The organism is Enterobacter cloacae complex sp. 372C4 (genome assembly GCF_050030615.1).
Classification (GTDB): Bacteria; Pseudomonadota; Gammaproteobacteria; order Enterobacterales; family Enterobacteriaceae; genus Enterobacter; species Enterobacter intestinihominis.
The window spans coordinates 4,739,342-4,759,240 of the sequence record NZ_JBLGUQ010000001.1 but is presented as its reverse complement, the minus strand read 5'-3'; the positions used below and the strand labels follow the sequence as shown (position 1 = coordinate 4,759,240).

Here is a 19,899-nt window from a genome sequence, read left to right as displayed (position 1 = left end):
GGGCGGAGGCAACGTCCCTGTAAAGCCGCCCTCTCGGCGCATCCCTGCGCCTCGCCCCGGCCTTCAGGAAACGCCTCAGCGATTTACAGCCGGACCAGGTCATCGCTGAAAGCTCTCAGTTATTCTGAAGGCAGCGTTATTGCTTCTGCTTTGAAATCACTGGGGAACCCTCGCCCCTTTGGGGAGAGGGTTAGGGTGAGGGGCGCTACTGCGCCGCCTGTTTAGCAGGTGCAACATCATCGTTTGCCGCAGGCTGATTCTCCGGTACGCTGTCGCACGGCTTCTCTTTCGGGCAGACCATGTCCAGCATCCTGAGCGTCACACCGTTACTCCAGCCGAAACCGTCCTGCAACGGATACTCACCGCCGCCACCGCCGGTACCTGTCGAAGAGACATCGTACTTCTCAACCAGTTTCTTCTCGCGATCGTAGGTATGCTGAACGTTTTTCAGGAAACGCCAGGTCACGTCCATCGCCACTTTCTGCTGACCATAGTTCTGCAACCCTTCCACCGCTACCCACTGCAACGGCGCCCAGCCGTTCGGCGCATCCCACTGCTGCCCGCTGTTGATGGTGGTGGTAGAAATACCGCCCGGTTTCAGCAGGCGCGACGATGCGGCTGCGGCCACTTTATCGGCGCGATCCTGTGATGCGGCCTTCACATACAGCGGGAAGAGGGCCGCGGCAGTCAGCTGATTACGCACCTTCCTGGTTTTCAGATCGTAATCCGCATACCAGCCCTCTTTATCGTTCCACAGGTGGCTCTCCATGGCTTTCTGACGTGCGGAGGCCAGCGCGTCATATTTACTTGCGCTTGCGGTATCCCCGTCTTCCTGGCTGGCACGGGCCAGCAGTTTTTCCATCTTAAACATCAACGCATTCAGATCCACCGGCACGATGCTGGTGGTGCGGATGGTACCCAGCTTCTGGGGATCGTCCATCCAGCGGGAGCTGAAATCCCAGCCCGAGGCCGCGGCAGAGCGCAAATCACGGTAAATCTCGGTGGCCGGACGGTTAGGGTTATTTTTGGCGGTGGTCACGTCATCCAGCCACGACTCAGGGCGTGGCGTGTCCAGATCGTCCCAGTAGCGGTTGAGGAGGGAGCCGTCATCCAGCTTCACTACGCGTTTGTTTGCCTGACCAGGCTGGAGCCCATCAGCCCCCTCCATCCAGTAGGCATACTCCTTCTCCATCTGCGGACGGTATTTCTTCAACGCGTCGCTGTCATGCGTGGCCAACAGTTCCACCATCAAAGAAAAGAACGGCGGCTGAGAGCGGCTCAGGTAGTAACTGCGGTTACCGTTAGGGATATGGCCCCAGGTATCAAGCTCGTATGCGAAGTTGTCCACCATGTCGCCGATCTTATCCCAGTGGCCGCTCTCGGCCAGCCCCAGCATGGTGAAATAGCTGTCCCAGTAATAGACTTCGCGGAAGCGTCCTCCCGGCACGACATAAGGTTTTGGCAGAGGCAGGAGGGAGTCCCATTTGTTCGCTTTGTCGGTGGTGCGGGTCAGCACTGGCCACAGATCGTCTATGTGTTCGCGCAGGCTCTGGCCCTCAGGGGGAACATATTTCTCACCCTCCTTCGGCAGGATAAAGTTCATCTCTACGAAGTGACGCAGGTCAAAACCGGACTGGGTATGCTGCATCCGGTAATCCGCCAGGATCATCAGCGGGTCGCTTTTGGGAACGGCATCCGCGAAAGTTTTCTGATCCGGGAACAGTTTGGCGCTCTGAACGTCATTAAAGAGGGGGCCAAGAAGAATATCAGGTGAGCTTTGCTGGCTCGTTGGCTGGTCTTCAGCATAACCAAATGCGGTAACACCGAGTAGTGCGCCTGCCAACGCAAGGGGTAAAAAAGCGGGGCGTCGTGCGCGAGGTCTTATCATCGGTTCGTCTCCTGTCTTCGCTGAGCAGCGTGACCGCTGTTGTCAATTACCTGAAAACCTTAGACGAATATCGATAACTTCGCGTGTTGAATGTCCCATTTTTCGCATAACCAGATAATTCGGGTGCGCTTTCACTACACCAGGGTTGAATTACTTAATTTTTAACCACACCACGGAAAAGCCGGGTAAGCTTCACGCCACCCGGCTTAAGCCCTACAACCCTTTTTTATCCATCAGCACCGCCAAATCCACCAGACGGTTTGAGAAGCCCCACTCGTTGTCATACCACGACAGGATCTTCACCATATTCCCGCCAATCACCAGCGTTGAAAGCCCGTCGATAATGGATGAGCGCGGGTCGCCCTGATAATCACTGGAGACAAGCGGTTCATCGCTGTAGCCCAGGATGCCTTTCAGCGGCCCGCTACCGGCAGCCTGACGGAACGCGTCATTCACCTCTTCGGCGGTCACGTTGCGGCTCAGCGTCACCGTCAGATCGACAATCGACACCACTGGCACCGGCACGCGCAGGGAATACCCGGTGAGTTTACCGTCCAGTTCGGGGATTACTTTCCCGAGCGCTTTTGCCGCGCCGCTGGAATAAGGCACAATCGATAATGCTGCCGCACGCGCGCCGCGTAGATCTTTTTCTGGCTGGTCATGCAGCGCCTGGCTGTTGGTGTAGGCATGCGTGGTGTTCATCAGCCCGTGTTCAATGCCAAACTGCTGGTGCAGCACCTGCGCCGCTGGCGCCAGACCGTTAGTGGTGCAACTCCCGTTACTGACCACAAAATGCTGGGCCGGATCGTACAGCGTGTGGTTCACGCCCATTACCACCGTAAGATCATCATTTTTAGCCGGGGCGGAAATAATGACGCGTTTTGCGCCGCCGCTCGTGATATGCACCGCCGCTTTATCACGTTCGGTGAAGAAACCGGTGGCTTCGATTACCACCTCAACGTCAGCGTCTTTCCACGGAATGTTTGCCGGGTCGCGTTCACTGAATACGGTGATGCGTTGCCCGTCAACCTGTAGCGCGCCGTCCTCCGCTTCCACAGGTACCGGTAGCGTGCCGAGCAGAGAGTCATATTTCAGCAGATGGGCGAGGGTTTTACTGTCCGTCAGATCGTTAATGGCCACAATCTGGAGATCCGGATTGCCCAGCGCCGCGCGCAGGACATTACGTCCGATACGGCCGAAACCGTTAATACCGACCTTAACCATGATGCACTCCTTATCTGTGTTGTCTGGAGTTACTGTAGGTGTCAGGTCGGTTGGCGTAAATGACAAAAAAGGATCAGATTACGCCATTCTGCGGCAGTGGAAACGCTGGCGATATTCGCCCGGCGTGAGATGAAGCTGCTTTTCAAAAACGCGGCGCAGGTTGATGCTGGTCCCAAACCCGCTTTTTTCGGCAATGACCTCAAGCGGATACGGGGTCTGCTCCAGAAGCTGTCGTGCGGCGGCCAGGCGCGCTTCGGTGACATAACGGGCCGGAGGTACACCGACGTCACGCGTGAACACGCGGGTGAAATTGCGCGGACTCATGGCGACCCGTTCGGCCAGCCTTTCGACGCACAAATCTGCGGTGAGGTTTTGCAGGATCCAGCTTTGCAGTTCGCTAACCGGTCCGGTCGCGCCGGACTGCTCCAGATTATAGCGGCTGAACTGTAGCTGGCCGCCAGGCCGACGCAGGTACATCACCATATCCTGCGCCACGTTGCGGGCGAGGGTGAAGCCGTAATCATCCTCTACCAGCGCCAGCGTCAGATCAAACCCGGAACTGACGCCGCCGGACGTCCAGACGGGACCATCCTGAACATAGAGCGGGCCGCCCTCAACGTTGACCGCAGGATAGCGGGTTTTCAACGTTTCCAGAAGCCGCCAGTGGGTCGTTGCCCGGCGCCCATCGAGCAGTCCGGCCTGTGCCAGCAGCAGGGCCCCGCCGCAGACAGAGGCGACGCGTCCCGCATGCGGCGCGGCCAGGTGCAGCCAGTCCACCACCGCAGTGCTTTCCTGCTCATTCATGCCACGGCCGGTGATGATAATCGTGTCCAGCGGCTCGCGCGGATCCAGCTCCGGCAGGCGATAGTCCGCCAGCAGATTTAAGCCGGACTGGCCATGGATCACCAGGTGAGGCTGGGTAGTGGCAATAATGATGCGGTAGCGGGGCTGCGCCAGACCGTAAGGGTGCAGACGGTTGGCCTGCATCAGAATGTCGGCTATACCGGCGGCTTCAAACAACATGCCACCATCAGGAACAATTATCAGGATCTTCTTCATGTCCTGAAAAGTACCTTTCTTACAATATAAGTCAAGTGGAGGACGTTGACCGTTACCGAGCACGGTTCTGGTCAACCCCGATGTCGGCACCGGCACATATTTTGATACCTACTTAACCTGTTTTTACCGCTCGGCCTGTAAGCTATGGTGCGGGAAAGCAAAGAACTCATAACAAATTTTCATCATGTTTGTAATAAATCGTCGGAGTGGTGGAAAGCAAGCAATAGTGTAGTGACGGTAAAATGCCAAATGAAGTTCGCCTGTCGAAAGCAGCGTCTTTATTCATTACCTGGAAAGGGTGGGTTATATTTTGAGCAATGCTTTGGCGAGCAAGAGTGTAGTCAGGCTTAATTATTCATACGGCCCAGACGAAAGAAAATTATCTTAAGAAGGGGGGAGAGCATAAAGTTAATTTGCGGCGTGAAATTAATTTTTTCATCCTTACTGTGTTTTCTTAATTTGATGGGACATCGTCCTGAGTATTGACGATTTGCTATCGATACAACAAATAATTCGTGTGAGATATATTCATATGCAACTGAAAAATTCTCCGTTCTACTAATTATGGTAGTGGCAGAAATAGTGGTATTACGTTAGTGATAATGGTTCTCTTTTGGGTTTTTTTGTCTTTAAATCAGTTAATTGCGCGATTTCTCTATTTTTCAGATTAATCTCAGAGTGAGGCGAATGCCTCATGAATCAGCAGTAGCGAAAAAGGAAATATTGAAAAGGTGATAAGCTCATGTAAACTTGTTTACCGTTTGTCAAAATATGTCAGGATTACGCTGGGCCTTATTCTCGAAGGCTCGTGCGGTAGCTATGCCCAAATAATAGTAACGCCCCGGAAAAACCTGACTATTTTTAACAATAGCACCTAAGTCAAATTTTATCCCCTCTCTTCATCCTCTAAATATCGCTACGGAAAAGCATATGAAACTGCGTGTATTGTTATCACTTCTGTTTGTTATGGCGGTGGCGGGCTGTAAGGCGCCGCAAAAACCAGCGATCACCGATGATACGATTGTGACCAGCCAGGTTAATGGCATCACGCTGACGCACCGTCACGCTGTTACCCCTCCGGCGGAGTTCACTCAGGTGAACGAACCGTATCGTGCTATGTACCCGGCATCCCTGATGAGCCGTCCTGACTACGGTGGAAAAGTGATCCGTACGCTTGAGACCGGAAAAACTTACGTCGTGCTGGGGCAGGTTGAACATTTCTGGATGGCGCTGGCCGATGATGGGAGTGAACAGCTGATTGGTTACGTGCCGATGCGTGCCGTGATCAAGGCCGACCAGTACGAAGCCACCGTGCGTAAACAGGCACTGCGCCCTAAAGCGCGCAAGAAAACCACCTGTGTTGATGTCGATGGCAACAGCAAAGCCTGCAAAGACAGCGCGAACGGTACCTGGATCCTGAACTAAACGGGTTTCACGAGCATATTTTTATGAATAATAAAAATTTCCATCGGATGTGGTTCCCTTTTTTTGCGTTGATTCTCGCGCTGATCGGTGGTTGTACGTCGTCTTCACACAGCGACCCCTCCCGCTACAATCTTCAGTTTCAGGCTCATCCTCAAATCAATGATTCTGCACCGCTTAAGGTCAGAGTATTGCTGCTGAAATCCGATGCGGATTTCATGTCCAGCGACTTCTACTCCTTACAGAACAACGCGTCAGCCACGCTTGGCGCGAATCTGCTGAACAGCGATGTGTTCTTCCTGATGCCGGGCCAGCTTTCGAAAACCCTGAGCGGTCAAAGCTCACCGGAAGCGCGCTATATCGGCGTAATGGCGGAATACCAGGCACTGGACGGCAAAAAATGGCGCGTCTCACTTCCTTTGCCTGTTCCCGGCGAAAACGCGATTTACCAGTTCTGGAAATGGTCCGCAGATGAACTCCAGGCCAGCGTCTTCCTTGACGTAAATGGTATCCGGGTCATCAGCCAGTAACGCCCTTCATAACAGGAAAGAGATCATCATGACGAAAGCAGAAAAGGTCGTCTGGACCGAGGGCATGTTCCTGCGTCCCCACCATTTTCAGCGGACAGAAAGTTACCTCCTCAACCACGTTCGTGAGTGGGGGGCCTTGCAGCGTTCGTATCTCTGGGGCTTTCTCGACCTTGAGCTGGATGAAGCGATGCTTCGCCAGGGCTGTATTGCCCTGAGCTACTGTAGCGGTTTGCTCCCTGACGGCACCTTTTTCCAGGTGCGCAGCGACCGCAACGGTCCGGCCCCGCTAAAAATCCCCGATAATCTTACCAATGAAAAGGTGGTGCTTGCGCTGCCGGTTCGTCGCGGTGGACGTGAAGAGGTGATTTTCAGCGAGGAGCACTCTTCTCTGGCGCGTTTTATTACGTTTGAACAAGAGGTAGAAGACGACAACGCCATGTCGGTCGGGGAAGCGACGGTTCAGTTTGGCCGCCTGCGTCTGACCCTGATGCTGGAGAAAGATCTGACGGCAGAATGGACCGCCATCGGCGTGGCGTGCGTCGCTGAAAAGCGCAACGACAACCACGTGCGGCTGGATAACAGCTACATCCCGCCAATGCTGAACGCCAATAACAGCCCGCAGCTGTACGGCATGATCAATGACCTGCACGGCCTGCTGGTGCAGCGTAGCCAGCAGATCGGCGGCCGCCTGCGCCAGCCGGGGCGTTTCAATACGTCCGAGATGGTTGAGTTCACGCTTCTTTCGCTGATCAACCGCCACCTTGGCGACATCTCACATTTAAAAACGCTGCCGCTGCTTCACCCTGAAGCGCTCTGGCGAAGCTGGCTGCCGTTTGCCACGGAACTCGCCACCTGGACGCCGCAGCGTACCGCAGAGAGCATACTGCCGGTATACGACCATGACGATCTCGCCCTTTGCTTCGGCAAAATGATGCTGATGCTGCGTCAGGGGCTGTCGCTGGTCATGGAAGATCATGCCATCCAGCTGCCGCTGCACGAACGCTCTCACGGACTGAACATCGCCACCGTACCGGAGACCAGCATGGTCCGCGAATTTGGCTTCGTGCTGGCGGTAAAAGCCAATGTCCCCGGCGAACACCTGCAAACCCATTTCCCTGCCCAGATGAAGGTTGCGCCAGTCTCGAAAATTCGCGATCTGGTTCAGCTCCAGCTGCCGGGCATCATGCTTCGGGCAATGCCCGTCGCGCCGCCGCAGATCCCGTGGCATGCAGGCTACAGCTATTTCGAGCTCGAGAGGGGCAGCGAACTGTGGCACGAGATGGACAAGTCTGGGGCATTCGCGCTGCATCTCGCAGGGGAATTCCCGGGTCTCGATATGGAGTTCTGGGCCATCCGTAGCCCGACAGAATAATAAAGCGAGCGCTTAATATGCAGGAACGACAGGATACCGGCAGTGATGCCGTGTTTACCGGAGCCAGTGGGAACAATCAGCTGGTGGCGGCCGCCAATCCGCTGCTCAATGCGATTCCGCAAATCCGTCATTCGGTTTCCCACGACGATCAGGTCGGGCTGCGCCAGCGCCTGATTGACGAAATTCGCCGTTTCGAGGTGCGATGCCAGCAGGCGGGCTTACCATATGAAGTGATTGTCGGCGCGCGCTACTGCCTCTGCACGGCGCTGGACGAAGCCGCCGCTCTGACCCCCTGGGGAAGCAGCGGCGTCTGGTCAAGCAATGGTCTGCTGGTGACGTTTCATAACGAAACCTGGGGCGGCGAGAAGTTTTTCCAGCTGCTGGCACGTCTGTCTCAGAATCCGCGCGAACACATTCTGCTGCTGGAGATGATCAACTACTGTTTGCTGCTCGGCTTTGAAGGCCGCTACCGCGTGCTGGACAATGGCCGGACCCAGCTTGAAACCATCAAACAGCGCCTGTGGCAGATGATCCGTGGCGTTCGCGGCAGCTACCCGCCGCCGCTCTCGCCGCACCCGGAAGATCGCCCCGTTCTGCGCAAGCTCTGGCGGCCGATGATTCCACTCTGGGCGTGCGTGGCGCTGGTCGGCTTTATCGCCTGCCTGTTCTATATCGTGCTGAACTGGCGTCTCGGTGATAACACCAGCCCGGTGCTGGCGAAAATTTACCAGTCCCAACTGCCGGAAACCACGATCCAGCAACCTGCGCGCCAGCTGCCGGCGGTACTGAACCTGCGCGGCTTCCTGAAACCGGAAATTGATGCCGGTCTGGTGGCCGTTAAGGATGAGGCGGATCGCAGCGTGGTGATCCTGAAAGGGGACGGACTCTTTGCCTCGGCCTCAACGGTGGTGCGCGATCGCTATGAGCCGGTCATCGACCGCATCGCCCAGGCGATGAATAACGTCAGCGGCAAAATTCTGGTGGTGGGGTACAGCGACAACGTGCCGATCCGCAGCGCACGCTTCGCCTCTAACTATGAACTCTCGCTTGAGCGCGCCCGTTCGGTGCAAAAACAGCTCCAGGGTAGCCTCTCGCAGCCTGAGCGCGTCAAAGCCGAAGGGCGGGGCGAGATCAACCCGGTAGCGCCTAACACGACGCCTGAAAATCGCGCCCGTAACCGCCGCGTGGAGATTACGCTGCTGGTATCGCCTGACAATACCCAGGCCGAGCTGAACGGATTGCCGCAAGGAAACTAAGGATGCTGACTACTCTACTTTCTATACTGACCAATCGCATTCTGTGGAGCTTCCTGGGCGTAACGGCACTCGCGGCGGTCATCTGGATGATTGGCCCGCTGTTGTCCATCGTGGACACCCGGCCCCTTGAATCAGAGCAGAACCGCGTCATCAGCATTGCGGTGGTCTACCTGATTTGGGCTCAGAGCCACATTCTGCCGCGGCTGTATAACGCCTGGCTGAACCGTAAGCTGATGGACAAGCTTAACGAAAATACCACCAGCCCGGAGGCGGCCGATCCGCAGAAACGTCTGAACAGCGAGGAGCAGATCCTTGCCGGGCGTTTCGATGAAGCCGCCCAGATGCTGAAAAAAGCCCACTTCAGCAAAGCGGGACATGGCGCGCAGTGGACGCAGCGCTTCAGTACGCAGTACCTCTATCAGCTGCCGTGGTACGTCATTATTGGCGCGCCGGGTTCAGGTAAAACCACCGCGCTGGCCAACTCCGGGCTGCAATTCCCACTGGCGGACCGCTTCGGTAAAACCGCGCTGCGCGGCATTGGCGGCACGCGCAACTGTGACTGGTGGTTTACCAACGAGGCGGTTCTGCTGGATACCGCGGGGCGCTACACCACTCAGGAGAGCGAGCAGGTTCAGGACGCCGGGGAGTGGCTGGAATTTATCAACCTGCTGCGTAAATACCGCCGTCGCCAGCCCATCAACGGCGTGATTATCACCATCAGCATTTCCGACCTGCTTTCGCAGTCCGCTGAGGCCTCCCGCCAGCAGGCGGTCAACCTGCGCCAGCGTCTCTCCGAGCTGCATGAACAGCTGGGTATTCGCTTCCCGGTGTATGTGATGGTGACCAAAGCGGATCTGCTTAAAGGCTTCCGCGCCTGGTTTGCGGATTACGACAAAGCCCAGCGCGATCAGATCTGGGGCTTTACGCTGCCGTGGGAGCAGACCAAACACGCCGATTACGACCTGATGGGCAACTTCCAGCAGGAATTTTCCCTGCTGCAACAGCGTCTGGATGCTGGCCTTCCGGAAACCATGCTCAAAGAGCATGACGCCAAAACCCGTGCGGAAGCCTATCTCTTCCCGCAGGAGTTCGCCGCGCTGCGTCCGCTGCTGGCAGACTACCTGAGCACGGTCTTTGCCCGCTCAAACTTCGAAACCGAATTTTCGCCGCGCGGCATCTACTTCGCCAGCGGCACCCAGGAAGGGATGCCGTTTGACCGCGTGATGGGCGAGCTGAACCGCGCGCTCTCCTTACCTGAAGGGGAGGAAAGCACGCGCTGGGATTCGGTGAGCAAAGAGGCGCCGATCCCGGGCGCGAAGGGTCAAAGCTTCTTCATTAAGAACCTGCTGCAAAACGTGATTTTCCAGGAAGCGGGCATCGCCGGGGAAAACCGCTGGTGGGAGCTTCGCAACCGCGCCGTGATGTGGTCCGGCTACGCGGCGCTGCTGGCCCTGCTGGTGATCCTGGGTGGCCTGTGGCTGACCAGCTACGCCAAAAATAAAGCCTATCTGGAAGAAGTGGACGCAAAAGTGCCGATGCTGGAGCAGCAGAGCAAGGCGCTGCAAAACCAGCCCCAGCGCGATCTGTTTGCGCTTCTGCCGCTGCTTAACAGCCTGGTGGATCTGCCGAAAAGCGATGCCTTCGACGTTAACAACCCGCCGGTTTCCCGCCGCATGGGGCTTTATCGCGGGGATGACGTCAGCGATGCCTCGCAGTCTCTGTATCAGAAGGCGCTGGATCAGATGCTGCTGCCTGCCGTGGCGATGCACATTACCACCTGGCTGCGCAACGACAACGGCAGCGACGTGGAGTACAGCTATGAGGCGCTGAAAGCCTATCAGATGCTCTACCAGCCTAAGCATTATGACGGTAAATTCCTGCACTCGTGGGTTATGCTCAACCTGCAACGCAACCTGCCGCAGAACGTGACGCAGGCGCAGCTTCAGGAGCTGGAATGGCACCTGAAGCTGCTGCTGGAGCCAAAAATTCAGGCTTCACCGTATGCGCAGGATGAGGATCTGGTGGCCCGCGAGAGGGCGCTGATCAACCAGCAGCCGCTCTCAACACGCGTATATGGGCGCCTGAAACGTCTGCTGGAGCATGATGAGAACCTGAAGCCGGTTTCGCTTTCTGATCTCGGCGGCCCGCAGAGCGAGCTGGTGTTTTCGCGTAAAAGCGGCAAGCCGGTGAGTGAGGGCGTACCGGGCCTCTATACGCCGGACGGCTACTGGAAAAGCTTCAACGACCAGATCGACAGCGTGACCACCGCCCTGCACGAGGACGATGCCTGGGTACTGGGAGCGACCACTGCCCAGGAAGATAAACAGCAGATCGACAACGCCGTGCGTCAGCTCTACATGCGCGACTTTATCGTTAACTGGGATCGCTTTCTCGCTGACATTCAGCTCAACAACAGCGCCGATCTTTCCCAGCGTATCAACACCGCGCGCCTGCTTTCAGGCACCAATTCGCCGCTGCGCCGTCTGGTACTTAACCTGAGCAAGGTGCTGACCCTGTCGCGCACTGCGCCTGCGCCGGAAGATGCGCAGAAAGCGGAAGACCAAAGCAACCGCGCCACCCGCACGCTGGAAGCACTGTTCAGCAACGGTGACAATGCCCCGACGCAGGGCGCGGTTGTGACGCAGGCGCCTGAGCAACTGGTGACCGACCACTATGCGCCGATGATTGAGCTGGCGCAGCCGCTGGAGAAGGGCGGCAAGACCATCGTCTTTGATGATTTTCTTAAGCAGGTTGACGAGCTTTATCGCTACCTGACCGCCGTTCAGGATGCAGCCAACAGCGGTATGCCTGCGCCGGGCGGCGATGCAATCAGCCGCCTGCAAGCCAGCGCGGGACGTCTGCCGGGCGGGCTGCAAACCATGTTCAGCAATATGGCCGTCGGCGCCAGCAGCGACACTCAGCGTCGCGATCTGGAGAACGTGCGTAAGCGCATTAACGTGGAAGTGGGTGGGTTCTGCCGTCAGGCGATTGCCGGGCGTTATCCGCTGGTGCGCAGCGCCAGCACTGAGGTGACGCCGGACGATCTCGCCCGCATGTTCGCGCCGGGCACCGGACTGATGGACACCTTTTTCCGCGACAACCTGACCAACAAGGTGGACACCACCCAGGCGAACTGGCGCTTTATGCCGGGCATCGACGGTAAAACGCTGCCGGGCAGTGAAGGGCTGCTGCGTCCGTTCCAGCAGGCGCAGTCTGTCCGCGATGCCTTCTTCGCAAACGGCGCGACCACGCCATCCTTCAAGGTGACGGTGCGCACCGTGCGTATGGACAATACCATTCTGAACCTGACGCTGGACGTGGACGGCCAACTGCTGCGCTACAGCCACGGTCCGCAGGCGGTGCAGATCATGACCTGGCCGGGGCCGGGCGGGACGAACCAGGTGCGTATGCAGCTCGGTCTTGCCAATGGCAGCACCGCAACGCTGGTGACCAACGGTTCCTGGGCGCTCAACCGCTTTTTCGACAAGGCGCGCACCAGTCCTGGCGCGGGTAGCCTGAGCCGTCAGGCGACCTTCAACGTCGACGGACATCAGGTCACGCTGGAGTTTGCCCCGAACAGCATCCGTAACCCGTTCCAGCTTCCCCGTTTCTCATGCCCATAACCGCAAGGACAGCCGTATGACGAATACCCCTGCGATGAACCGTTATAGCTGGTATGGCAAATTACCCAGCGCCGGAGATTTTTTGCAGCGTCGCTTTCCGGATACCCTGCAACGCCAGTGGTCGCACTGGTTTCAGGTCGGCCTGCTGGCCTGGCAACAGGAAGAGCAGCGCAGCGGCGAGCGCCCGTTTTCTAAAGCCCCGGTGTGGAACTTTGTCGTCCCGCCGATGCTTGGTAGCCAGATGATTCAAATGGGCTGCCTGCTGCCGGGCCGTGACAGCGTAGGCCGCCACTATCCGGTATGCCTGCAACTGAGTTTCACCCCGACCGAGTGGTCATCCCGTCTGCTCGGGCAGGCTGAAAGCTGGTACCAGCAGCTTGGCCGTCTGGGGCTGCACGCGGTGCGTAACAGCTATTCTGCCTCCCAGTTGGATGAAATGCTGATGACCATCCCGGCGCCCCAACCGGTTGAGCCGCAAAAGCGTTCTGACATTCTCGACGTGATTGGCTATGACGACGAGGGTCAGAGCACGCTGGGCTGGCCGCAGGCGGCGGAGTGTTTTGATCCGCTGCGCCAGACCAGCTATTGGTGGACAAACCGCTGCGACGGCTATCCGCTTTACACCCACGTCCACAGCGGAAACTTCACCGGGCAGCTCTTTACGCTGCTGTTCGATCCGGCAGGCGGCGCCCGTCCGGGCCGCCACGGTCTTTACCCGCCTATGTTTGAATAAGCAGGGATCTTATGAATATCGATGAATTTCTCGCGCCGATAAGCCCCGATAACCCCTGCGGTGAAAACCTGGAGTACGACGCTGATTTCCAGGCCATGGGGCAGGCCAGTCAGGGCAAAGCCGAACAGCAGTTTGGCGACACCATCATTCCGGCAGAGCCTGCCGACTGGAACACGGTGGAAAAACTCGCCACCAGCCTGCTGGGCCGCACCAAAGATCTTCGCGTCATGCTGGCGTTAACCCATGCCTGGACGCGTCGTCGCGGGCTGGCAGGTTACGCCGACGGGCTACTGCTGGTGCAGGAAGCCCTGTCCCGTTACTGGGAGCAACTTTACCCGCTGCTGGAAGAGTATGGCGAAACCGATCCGTTCTACCGCATTAACGCCCTCGCCGGGCTGAGCGATAAATCTGACCTGACGGTCGCGGTGCGTAACGCCTCACTGCTCCGCTCTAACGGCGATGAGATTTCGCTCCGTGACGCCCAGGCGCTGCTTGACGGCAGTAAAACAGAGTGTCCGGATTATCCGGGCGGTCGTCCACGACTGATCGATGAGCTGGCCCGGGGCGATCAGCCCGGCACCGAAGCGGTAATCGTGATCAACGAACGCCTGCTCGCCATCCGCGAACTGCTTACCGGCTATCTCGGGGAAAGTGGCGTACCGGAGATGGAACAGCTGCTGAAAACCGTCGGGCAGGTTTCCAGCGCCTGTCAGGTGACCGATATCAGCAAGCTGCTGCCGAACCGTGACGCGCAGGCTGAGCAGCACGCCGAGCCGCAGCCAGTGGCCGCGTCGCCCGTTCAGCAGGTGACGGACTGGCGCAGCGTGCAGGTGACCAGCCGCGCCGACGCGCAGCTGATGCTGGAAAAAGCGAAACAGTATTTTGCGCAGTACGAACCCAGCCACCCCGCACCGCTGATGATTGAACGGGTGCAGCGGCTGTCTGAACTCAACTTTATGGACATTATTCGCGACCTGGCGCCAGACGGCGTTAACCAACTGGAAAACATCTTTGGACGCCGCGAATGACGCGTCCTGGCATTATGACGACAGGCATGGAGTCTGCCGTTTCACCTTCACCGCGCATCTTTGATGGAGAACATCATGGCAATGAGTAACAGTGGACAGAAATTCATCGCACGCAACCGTGCTCCCCGCGTGCAGATCGAATATGACGTAGAGATCTACGGCGCAGAACGCAAAATTCAGCTGCCGTTTGTGATGGGCGTTATGGCCGATCTGGTTGGCAAGCCGGTGGAAAACCTGCCAGCCGTCGACGAGCGTAAGTTCCTTGAAATTGACATCGACAACTTCGACGAACGCATGAAGGCGCTGAAGCCGCGCGTGGCGTTCCAGGTGGATAACACCCTGACCGGCGAAGGTAAGCTCAACGTCGATCTGACCTTTGACAGTATGGACGACTTCCTGCCTGACGCGGTAGCCCGCAAAGTAGAGCCGCTGAACAAGCTGCTGGAGGCTCGTACCCAGCTCTCTAACCTGTTGACCTACATGGACGGCAAAAACGGTGCGGAAGAGCTGATCGCGAAAATCCTCCAGGATCCGACGCTGCTCAAATCCCTGAGCCAGATGCCAAAAAATGACGAAAGTGCAAAAGGTAGCGAGGAATAATCGATGAGCAACCAGACTCAACAACACGATCAGCAGGCGGGCCAGGCCTTCAGCCAGGACGAGTTCAGCGCGCTGCTGAATAAAGAGTTCCGCCCGAAAACCGATCAGGCGCGCTCTGCCGTAGAAAGCGCGGTAAAAACCCTGGCGCAGCAGGCGCTGGAAAACACCGTGACCTTCTCAAACGATACCTACCGCACCATTCAGAACCTGATTGCCGGTATTGACGAGCAGCTTTCACAGCAGGTGAACCAGATCATTCACCACGAGGAGTTCCAGAAGCTGGAGAGCGCCTGGCGCGGGCTGAGCTATCTGGTGAACAACACCGAAACCGACGAGATGCTGAAGATCCGCTTTATGAGCATCTCCAAGCAGGAGCTGGGCCGCACCCTGAAGCGCTACAAGGGCGTGGGCTGGGACCAGAGCCCGATCTTCAAGAAAATCTACGAGCAGGAGTACGGCCAGTTCGGTGGCGAGCCGTTTGGCTGCATCGTAGGCGACTACTACTTCGACCACAGCCCGCAGGACGTTGAGCTGCTGGGCGAGATGGCGCGCATCGGCTCTGCGGCCCACTGTCCGTTCATTACCGGCACCGCGCCGGGCGTGATGCAGATGGAGTCCTGGCAGGAGCTGGCTAACCCGCGCGACCTGACAAAAATCTTTCAGAACACCGAATACGCCGCCTGGCGTTCACTGCGTGAATCGGAAGATGCCCGTTATCTGGGCCTGGTCATGCCGCGCTTCCTGTCGCGTCTGCCGTACGGCATTCGCACCAATCCGGTCGACAGCTTTGACTTTGAAGAGCAGACCGACGGCGCAAACCACAACAGCTACTCCTGGGCGAACGCGGCTTACGCGATGGCCGCCAACATCAACCGTTCCTTCAAAGAGTACGGCTGGTGCACCTCGATTCGCGGCGTGGAGTCCGGCGGGGCGGTGGAAAACCTGCCGTGCCACACCTTCCCGAGCGATGACGGCGGCGTGGACATGAAATGCCCGACCGAGATCGCCATCAGCGATCGTCGTGAAGCCGAGCTGGCGAAAAACGGCTTTATGCCGCTGGTTCACCGTAAAAACTCCGACTTCGCCGCCTTCATCGGCGCGCAGTCCCTGCAAAAACCGGCCGAGTATCACGACCCGGATGCCACCGCTAACGCGCGCCTGGCCTCCCGTCTGCCTTACCTGTTTGCCTGCTGTCGTTTTGCTCACTACCTGAAGTGCATCGTGCGCGACAAAATCGGCTCCTTCCGCGAGCGCGAAGAGATGGAACGCTGGCTGAACGACTGGGTGATGAACTACGTGGACGGCGACCCGGCTAACTCCTCCCAGGAAACCAAGTCTCGCAAACCGCTGGCGGCTGCGGAAGTGCAGGTGCAGGAAATTGAAGACAACCCGGGCTACTACGCCGCGAAGTTCTTCCTGCGTCCACACTACCAGCTGGAAGGCCTGACCGTTTCCTTGCGTCTGGTATCTAAACTGCCGTCGCTGAAGACGAAGGACGCGTAATGATGATTGCCGGCCCGAAGGGGCCGGCAATTTGAGCGGAAGAGCTTAGCTTGTTTCTGTCAGTGAATAAGGATAGACGGTGAAACATATACTTTTGATCGCGACCAGTTTGCTGGCAGTTTCTACTCTCGCAAGCGCGGAGGCAGGAAAATACAAATACCCTCAAGCGGAAGCATTGCCTCAGGATGACACATCAAACTTCCAACGCGATCCGACGCTGTTAACAGGGTACGATTTAAATCTGAGTGCAGAGCGTTTTGCTAAAGCCTGGCTGTCGAAAACGAATGAACGTGAACGCATTAAGGCAAATATGTATCTTCTCGGCGTAGTCGACGCGTCTGAGGGCACTGCATGGTGCAAGGGCAGGCCTTTTTTGCCAAATACAATACATGAGTTTCTCTATTCTCGTTTTGCGAACTTATCGAAACAGCAAGGCGAGGAGCGCGCTTCAAAAATCATCATTGACGGCATGAAAGAATTACGCCCGTGCAAAAAAGGAGAGTGACAAATGAGACCATTATACGAACAACTTAAACGTCAGCATTACTCTTCAAATCACACACGCGCGGGTTTTGCCTCGGGTGAACAGGTTTTTTCAGAAATTGGCTACGATTATTCGACGATTATCAAGCAACAACCGGCATACGAAAATACCTGTGCGGTAAGAATGAGCCTGGCATTGTTAAAATGCAATGTTGAATTTACAGGGCGTTTACCCATAAAGACCGGTCCCTATAAGGGAAAAACAATCGAGCCTGGCGCAAAATTACTTGCCGATCAGCTTTATAAATCCCATGTGTTTGGCAAGGCAGAAATCTTTAAAGACCGCGAGGCTGGTGCACGCTCAATGTTGGGCCGAAAAGGTGTTGTTTTCTTCAATAAAATTGATGGGTATGGGGGTGGTCATATCGACCTTATCGAGCCTCTGAGTAATAATTCGTTTATATGTAACTCCGATTGCTTTCCGTACTCTCAGGAAATCTGGTTTTGGGAATTAAAATAATTATATTCAGGTGTTTAAAGACCGTATTTCTTTTGCTCACTTGCTTATCTTTTTCTGCTCGCGGTGACAACCCTTACGTTGATTTTTATCAGCAGCAAACATACCGGCAGGTGGTAAAAGATTTGGTCCTGGCGCGCTGCCTTGCGCAGGTTGCAGATAAAGGCAGTCAATTTTCTGCTGATGCGGCCCGCAGTGCGAGTGCATTTATTGAGTGGATGCCGTTTGATGCTGAAAACGGTACTGACAAAGTTAACGCCATTATTGGGAAGTATAAAAACCAAATTAATGGTTTCCACTCGGAGCGCAAACCTGATGTAAAAGGCGTAACCTTAAATTGTCTACGTCTTTATCATAGCGACGAACTGAATAAACTGGTTCCGCAGCTCATCATTGGCGATCCTGATCGTACCTGGATTCAGGATAATCCGCCGTAGTAAAAGACTTCACATTCTTTCCGTTCATTCAGGGGGAATGTAAGACTGTCAAATGACACGGGTCGTTTGATATGAGGCAGAGGTAAAATATGGACGGTTTTATTCAGCCCCATGCTTTCCTGTTTGCCATATAAGGGCTTTTTCGAAAGCAATATTGTTCATCCACGAAGAGTAGATATTATGGCTATTGATATGTTTCTGAAGGTCGAGGGTGTTACGGGCGAATCTAAAGATTCTAACCACACCGGCTGGACTGATATTACCTCCTTCTCCTGGGGCGCGTCCCAGCCGGGTAATATGAGCGTTGGTGGTGGCGGCGGTGCCGGTAAGGTTAACTTTAACGATCTGCACGTTAACGCTCTGATCGACAAATCCACTACAGCAATCCTGAAACACTGCGCAAGCGGTAAGCACCTGACCAAAGTTGAACTGTCCGTCTGCAAAGCGGGTGGTCAGCAGGTTGAATATACCCGCATCACCCTGGAAGACGTTCTCGTGACTTCCGTTCAGTACACCGGTGCCGACAACGGCGATACCGTTGGCGTGACCTATGCATTCCAGGCTGCGAAAGTGAAACAGCAGTACTGGGAGCAGACCACTGCCGGTGGTAAAGGTGCTGAAAGCAGCGCTGGCTGGAACATCAAAGAAAACAAAGAAGCGTAATTGCGCGCGTGACCGGGGAGTTTTCCCCGGTCATTATTTACAGAGACTTAATTTCGTTTGCAAAGGGATGTCAATATGAGTGTAAAATCAACGGTTGCTCCTGGTTATTGTGTTGTTCAGCAGGCTGGTACGTTAGATTTCCAGGCAAGACTACTGTTCAATAAACCAGACAGTGAAGCGGCACGTTATTTTATGCAAGTGAACAGGGACACACGGTGGTTAAAACCCGGGCAAATATTGATCCTTAATGCTCCGGGTGCTGAAAATGCGGTTCAGCTAAAACAATTACAAAATGCAAAGCAAAAGGTTAATGGAGCATTGGCAGAACTGAATACAGATGAAGCTAATTTCTTTAACAAGCATTTTAGTACCATCGCAGCATTAACTAATTTTATGGATAAATCTCTCGGGGTGGTTGCTGATGCAGGTGAAAGGTACTTTAGCGAAATAGAAAAGAAATTAAAAGCTATCGAACTGGCTTATCAAAATCAATACAGAACGCAAGGCACATTGATCGGGCAGCAGTTTTTTGTTGAGAGGCAAAAACTTTTTTCTGAGCTGGACGTTTTATTAAATAAGCTGTCCAGACTAACGCTGAAACTGAAACCTTATGAAGAAATCAAGCACGCTTTAGGTTTATCAAGCAGGTCAATTGTCCACGAATGGAGTACTGCGGGTGTTGCCTCGATACGAGGGTATTCAACATATGTAGACAATGCATCAAAAGCTGCCCGTTTTCTGAAAATGGGAGGATGGCTTGCTATCGGCTTCGCTGGAGCAAACACAACCAATGAAGTTTACGATGCCTGTACAGTAGGTAGAGAGCAGAGTTGTTCCAAAGTCGCCGTTAAGAAGTACAGTCAATTTGGCGCCAGTCTTGCGGGCGGGATTTATGGCGGAAAATATGGTGCCATGGCTGGGGCTGGCGTATGTGTTGCATTGGGCGTGGCAACAGGTGGTGTAGGGTTGCTCGCGTGTTCTGTGGTAGGCGCCGCTGCGGGTGGATACATTGGTGGCGAAGTTGCCGGTGGAGCAACTGAATATGTCATGGATAAACTATGGTGAATGTAGAAAATATTCTTTTATTTCTGATCGTTGTTTTATTTTTACTTGTCGTAATTATGGACTTCATCAGTTCTCGTTATTTTAAAAAACACGAGGCCGAATATAATCAGCTTCTTTCAGAATATCGGCAAAAAGGCTACGATCTCGATCTGGTGACAAATTACGCATCTTTTTTTGGCTCGCTGGCGAACTATCAAAAAATAATCTGGTTTGTTCGTCTTCGCAAAGGCGTGAAGATGAAATTTACCAAAGACAGAAATGTTCAGGATGATGCCTATAAATTCGTTCAGGCTTTACCGGAAGAGAGAATCGGCTGGATATTAAAACTGCATCGACGCTATAAAGTTCAGGCCTTACTTTTTACGCTATGGCTGCTTATCGGCATTATTTTCCTGAATGTAGTCAAATAGCTTTAATCAGCCCTTAACCCCCAAACCCCGCCGTTTTCACCCCCGAGAGCGGCAGCGTTTGAGCGCTAATCATACCAGCAGGAATA

18 protein-coding genes are annotated in these 19,899 nt (G+C 55.3%); 15 read left to right on the top strand and 3 right to left on the bottom strand.

What is annotated here, in order from left to right; genetic code table 11:
• Positions 1 to 205: 205 nt before the first annotated feature.
• From ACQG11_RS23070 to ACQG11_RS23060, 3 genes are all read right to left on the bottom strand, one after another.
• The gene (locus tag ACQG11_RS23070; RefSeq protein ID WP_126502895.1) at positions 206 to 1,888 is read right to left on the bottom strand and encodes an alpha,alpha-trehalase; all 1,683 of its coding nucleotides are present in this window, start codon (positions 1,886 to 1,888) and stop codon (positions 206 to 208) included.
• Positions 1,889 to 2,101: 213 nt separating this feature from the next.
• Positions 2,102 to 3,112, bottom strand: coding sequence for a type I glyceraldehyde-3-phosphate dehydrogenase (gene gap / locus ACQG11_RS23065; protein ID WP_426728875.1), 1,011 nt, complete (start codon positions 3,110 to 3,112; stop codon positions 2,102 to 2,104).
• A gap of 78 nt (positions 3,113 to 3,190) precedes the next feature.
• Complete coding sequence (locus tag ACQG11_RS23060) at positions 3,191 to 4,171, bottom strand: GlxA family transcriptional regulator (RefSeq protein WP_426728874.1); 981 nt, start codon at positions 4,169 to 4,171, stop codon at positions 3,191 to 3,193.
• Positions 4,172 to 5,101: 930 nt separating this feature from the next.
• Here ACQG11_RS23060 and ACQG11_RS23055 point away from each other — a divergent pair.
• The 15 genes from ACQG11_RS23055 to ACQG11_RS22985 all read left to right on the top strand — a co-directional run bounded on the left by ACQG11_RS23055 (position 5,102) and on the right by ACQG11_RS22985 (position 19,813).
• Positions 5,102 to 5,596, top strand: coding sequence for a hypothetical protein (locus tag ACQG11_RS23055; RefSeq protein WP_023300336.1), 495 nt, complete (start codon positions 5,102 to 5,104; stop codon positions 5,594 to 5,596).
• Between the two features lie 23 nt (positions 5,597 to 5,619).
• The gene (gene tssJ, locus ACQG11_RS23050; RefSeq protein ID WP_022648418.1) at positions 5,620 to 6,123 is read left to right on the top strand and encodes a type VI secretion system lipoprotein TssJ; all 504 of its coding nucleotides are present in this window, start codon (positions 5,620 to 5,622) and stop codon (positions 6,121 to 6,123) included.
• A 28-nt stretch (positions 6,124 to 6,151) separates the two neighbouring features.
• Positions 6,152 to 7,495: a type VI secretion system baseplate subunit TssK gene (tssK, locus tag ACQG11_RS23045; protein ID WP_108367072.1), complete on the top strand. Its 1,344-nt coding sequence runs from the start codon at positions 6,152 to 6,154 to the stop codon at positions 7,493 to 7,495.
• A 17-nt stretch (positions 7,496 to 7,512) separates the two neighbouring features.
• Complete coding sequence (locus ACQG11_RS23040; RefSeq protein WP_003859963.1) at positions 7,513 to 8,751, top strand: DotU family type VI secretion system protein; 1,239 nt, start codon at positions 7,513 to 7,515, stop codon at positions 8,749 to 8,751.
• A 2-nt stretch (positions 8,752 to 8,753) separates the two neighbouring features.
• On the top strand, positions 8,754 to 12,374 hold the full coding sequence (gene tssM / locus ACQG11_RS23035) for a type VI secretion system membrane subunit TssM (RefSeq protein ID WP_063148588.1): 3,621 nt from the start codon (positions 8,754 to 8,756) through the stop codon (positions 12,372 to 12,374).
• Between the two features lie 16 nt (positions 12,375 to 12,390).
• On the top strand, positions 12,391 to 13,107 hold the full coding sequence (gene tagF, locus ACQG11_RS23030) for a type VI secretion system-associated protein TagF (RefSeq protein ID WP_045308303.1): 717 nt from the start codon (positions 12,391 to 12,393) through the stop codon (positions 13,105 to 13,107).
• Between the two features lie 11 nt (positions 13,108 to 13,118).
• A complete protein-coding gene (gene tssA, locus ACQG11_RS23025; protein ID WP_063147828.1) occupies positions 13,119 to 14,135 on the top strand; it encodes a type VI secretion system protein TssA in 1,017 nt (338 codons plus the stop codon).
• Positions 14,136 to 14,210: 75 nt separating this feature from the next.
• On the top strand, positions 14,211 to 14,735 hold the full coding sequence (tssB, locus tag ACQG11_RS23020) for a type VI secretion system contractile sheath small subunit (RefSeq protein WP_022648413.1): 525 nt from the start codon (positions 14,211 to 14,213) through the stop codon (positions 14,733 to 14,735).
• A 3-nt stretch (positions 14,736 to 14,738) separates the two neighbouring features.
• Positions 14,739 to 16,238 carry a type VI secretion system contractile sheath large subunit gene (gene tssC / locus ACQG11_RS23015; protein ID WP_006810956.1) on the top strand — a complete coding sequence of 500 codons (1,500 nt, stop codon included), beginning with the start codon at positions 14,739 to 14,741 and terminating at the stop codon, positions 16,236 to 16,238.
• 79 nt (positions 16,239 to 16,317) lie between these two features.
• Positions 16,318 to 16,743: a Rap1a/Tai family immunity protein gene (locus ACQG11_RS23010; protein ID WP_225303290.1), complete on the top strand. Its 426-nt coding sequence runs from the start codon at positions 16,318 to 16,320 to the stop codon at positions 16,741 to 16,743.
• A 3-nt stretch (positions 16,744 to 16,746) separates the two neighbouring features.
• Positions 16,747 to 17,241: a T6SS effector amidase Tae4 family protein gene (locus tag ACQG11_RS23005; protein WP_225303291.1), complete on the top strand. Its 495-nt coding sequence runs from the start codon at positions 16,747 to 16,749 to the stop codon at positions 17,239 to 17,241.
• Positions 17,226 to 17,675 carry a T6SS amidase immunity protein Tai4 family protein gene (locus ACQG11_RS23000; RefSeq protein WP_050595054.1) on the top strand — a complete coding sequence of 150 codons (450 nt, stop codon included), beginning with the start codon at positions 17,226 to 17,228 and terminating at the stop codon, positions 17,673 to 17,675. Before ACQG11_RS23005 ends, ACQG11_RS23000 begins: the two co-directional genes overlap by 16 nt.
• Before the next feature lie 180 nt (positions 17,676 to 17,855).
• Positions 17,856 to 18,338 (top strand): Hcp family type VI secretion system effector, encoded by a 483-nt coding sequence (locus ACQG11_RS22995; RefSeq protein ID WP_014884229.1) that lies wholly within the window; start codon positions 17,856 to 17,858, stop codon positions 18,336 to 18,338.
• A gap of 75 nt (positions 18,339 to 18,413) precedes the next feature.
• Positions 18,414 to 19,403 (top strand): hypothetical protein, encoded by a 990-nt coding sequence (locus tag ACQG11_RS22990; protein ID WP_015570333.1) that lies wholly within the window; start codon positions 18,414 to 18,416, stop codon positions 19,401 to 19,403.
• Positions 19,397 to 19,813, top strand: a complete 417-nt coding sequence (locus ACQG11_RS22985; RefSeq protein WP_126314960.1) for a hypothetical protein — start codon at positions 19,397 to 19,399, stop codon at positions 19,811 to 19,813. The genes ACQG11_RS22990 and ACQG11_RS22985 overlap by 7 nt, the downstream gene beginning before the upstream one ends.
• Positions 19,814 to 19,899: the final 86 nt, after the last annotated feature.

Bases quoted from the DNA above. Each gene is read 5' to 3' on its own strand.
- tssM (WP_063148588.1), top strand. From the start codon at position 8,754: ATGCTGACTACTCTACTTTCTATACTGACCAATCGCATTCTGTGGAGC.
- ACQG11_RS22995 (WP_014884229.1), top strand. From the start codon at position 17,856: ATGGCTATTGATATGTTTCTGAAGGTCGAGGGTGTTACGGGCGAATCT.
- ACQG11_RS22985 (WP_126314960.1), top strand. From the start codon at position 19,397: ATGGTGAATGTAGAAAATATTCTTTTATTTCTGATCGTTGTTTTATTT.
- tssA (WP_063147828.1), top strand. From the start codon at position 13,119: ATGAATATCGATGAATTTCTCGCGCCGATAAGCCCCGATAACCCCTGC.
- ACQG11_RS23070 (WP_126502895.1), bottom strand. From the start codon at position 1,888: ATGATAAGACCTCGCGCACGACGCCCCGCTTTTTTACCCCTTGCGTTG.
- ACQG11_RS22990 (WP_015570333.1), top strand. From the start codon at position 18,414: ATGAGTGTAAAATCAACGGTTGCTCCTGGTTATTGTGTTGTTCAGCAG.
- tssB (WP_022648413.1), top strand. From the start codon at position 14,211: ATGGCAATGAGTAACAGTGGACAGAAATTCATCGCACGCAACCGTGCT.
- tssJ (WP_022648418.1), top strand. From the start codon at position 5,620: ATGAATAATAAAAATTTCCATCGGATGTGGTTCCCTTTTTTTGCGTTG.
- tagF (WP_045308303.1), top strand. From the start codon at position 12,391: ATGACGAATACCCCTGCGATGAACCGTTATAGCTGGTATGGCAAATTA.
- tssC (WP_006810956.1), top strand. From the start codon at position 14,739: ATGAGCAACCAGACTCAACAACACGATCAGCAGGCGGGCCAGGCCTTC.
- tssK (WP_108367072.1), top strand. From the start codon at position 6,152: ATGACGAAAGCAGAAAAGGTCGTCTGGACCGAGGGCATGTTCCTGCGT.
- ACQG11_RS23040 (WP_003859963.1), top strand. From the start codon at position 7,513: ATGCAGGAACGACAGGATACCGGCAGTGATGCCGTGTTTACCGGAGCC.
- ACQG11_RS23060 (WP_426728874.1), bottom strand. From the start codon at position 4,171: ATGAAGAAGATCCTGATAATTGTTCCTGATGGTGGCATGTTGTTTGAA.
- ACQG11_RS23005 (WP_225303291.1), top strand. From the start codon at position 16,747: ATGAGACCATTATACGAACAACTTAAACGTCAGCATTACTCTTCAAAT.
- ACQG11_RS23055 (WP_023300336.1), top strand. From the start codon at position 5,102: ATGAAACTGCGTGTATTGTTATCACTTCTGTTTGTTATGGCGGTGGCG.
- gap (WP_426728875.1), bottom strand. From the start codon at position 3,112: ATGGTTAAGGTCGGTATTAACGGTTTCGGCCGTATCGGACGTAATGTC.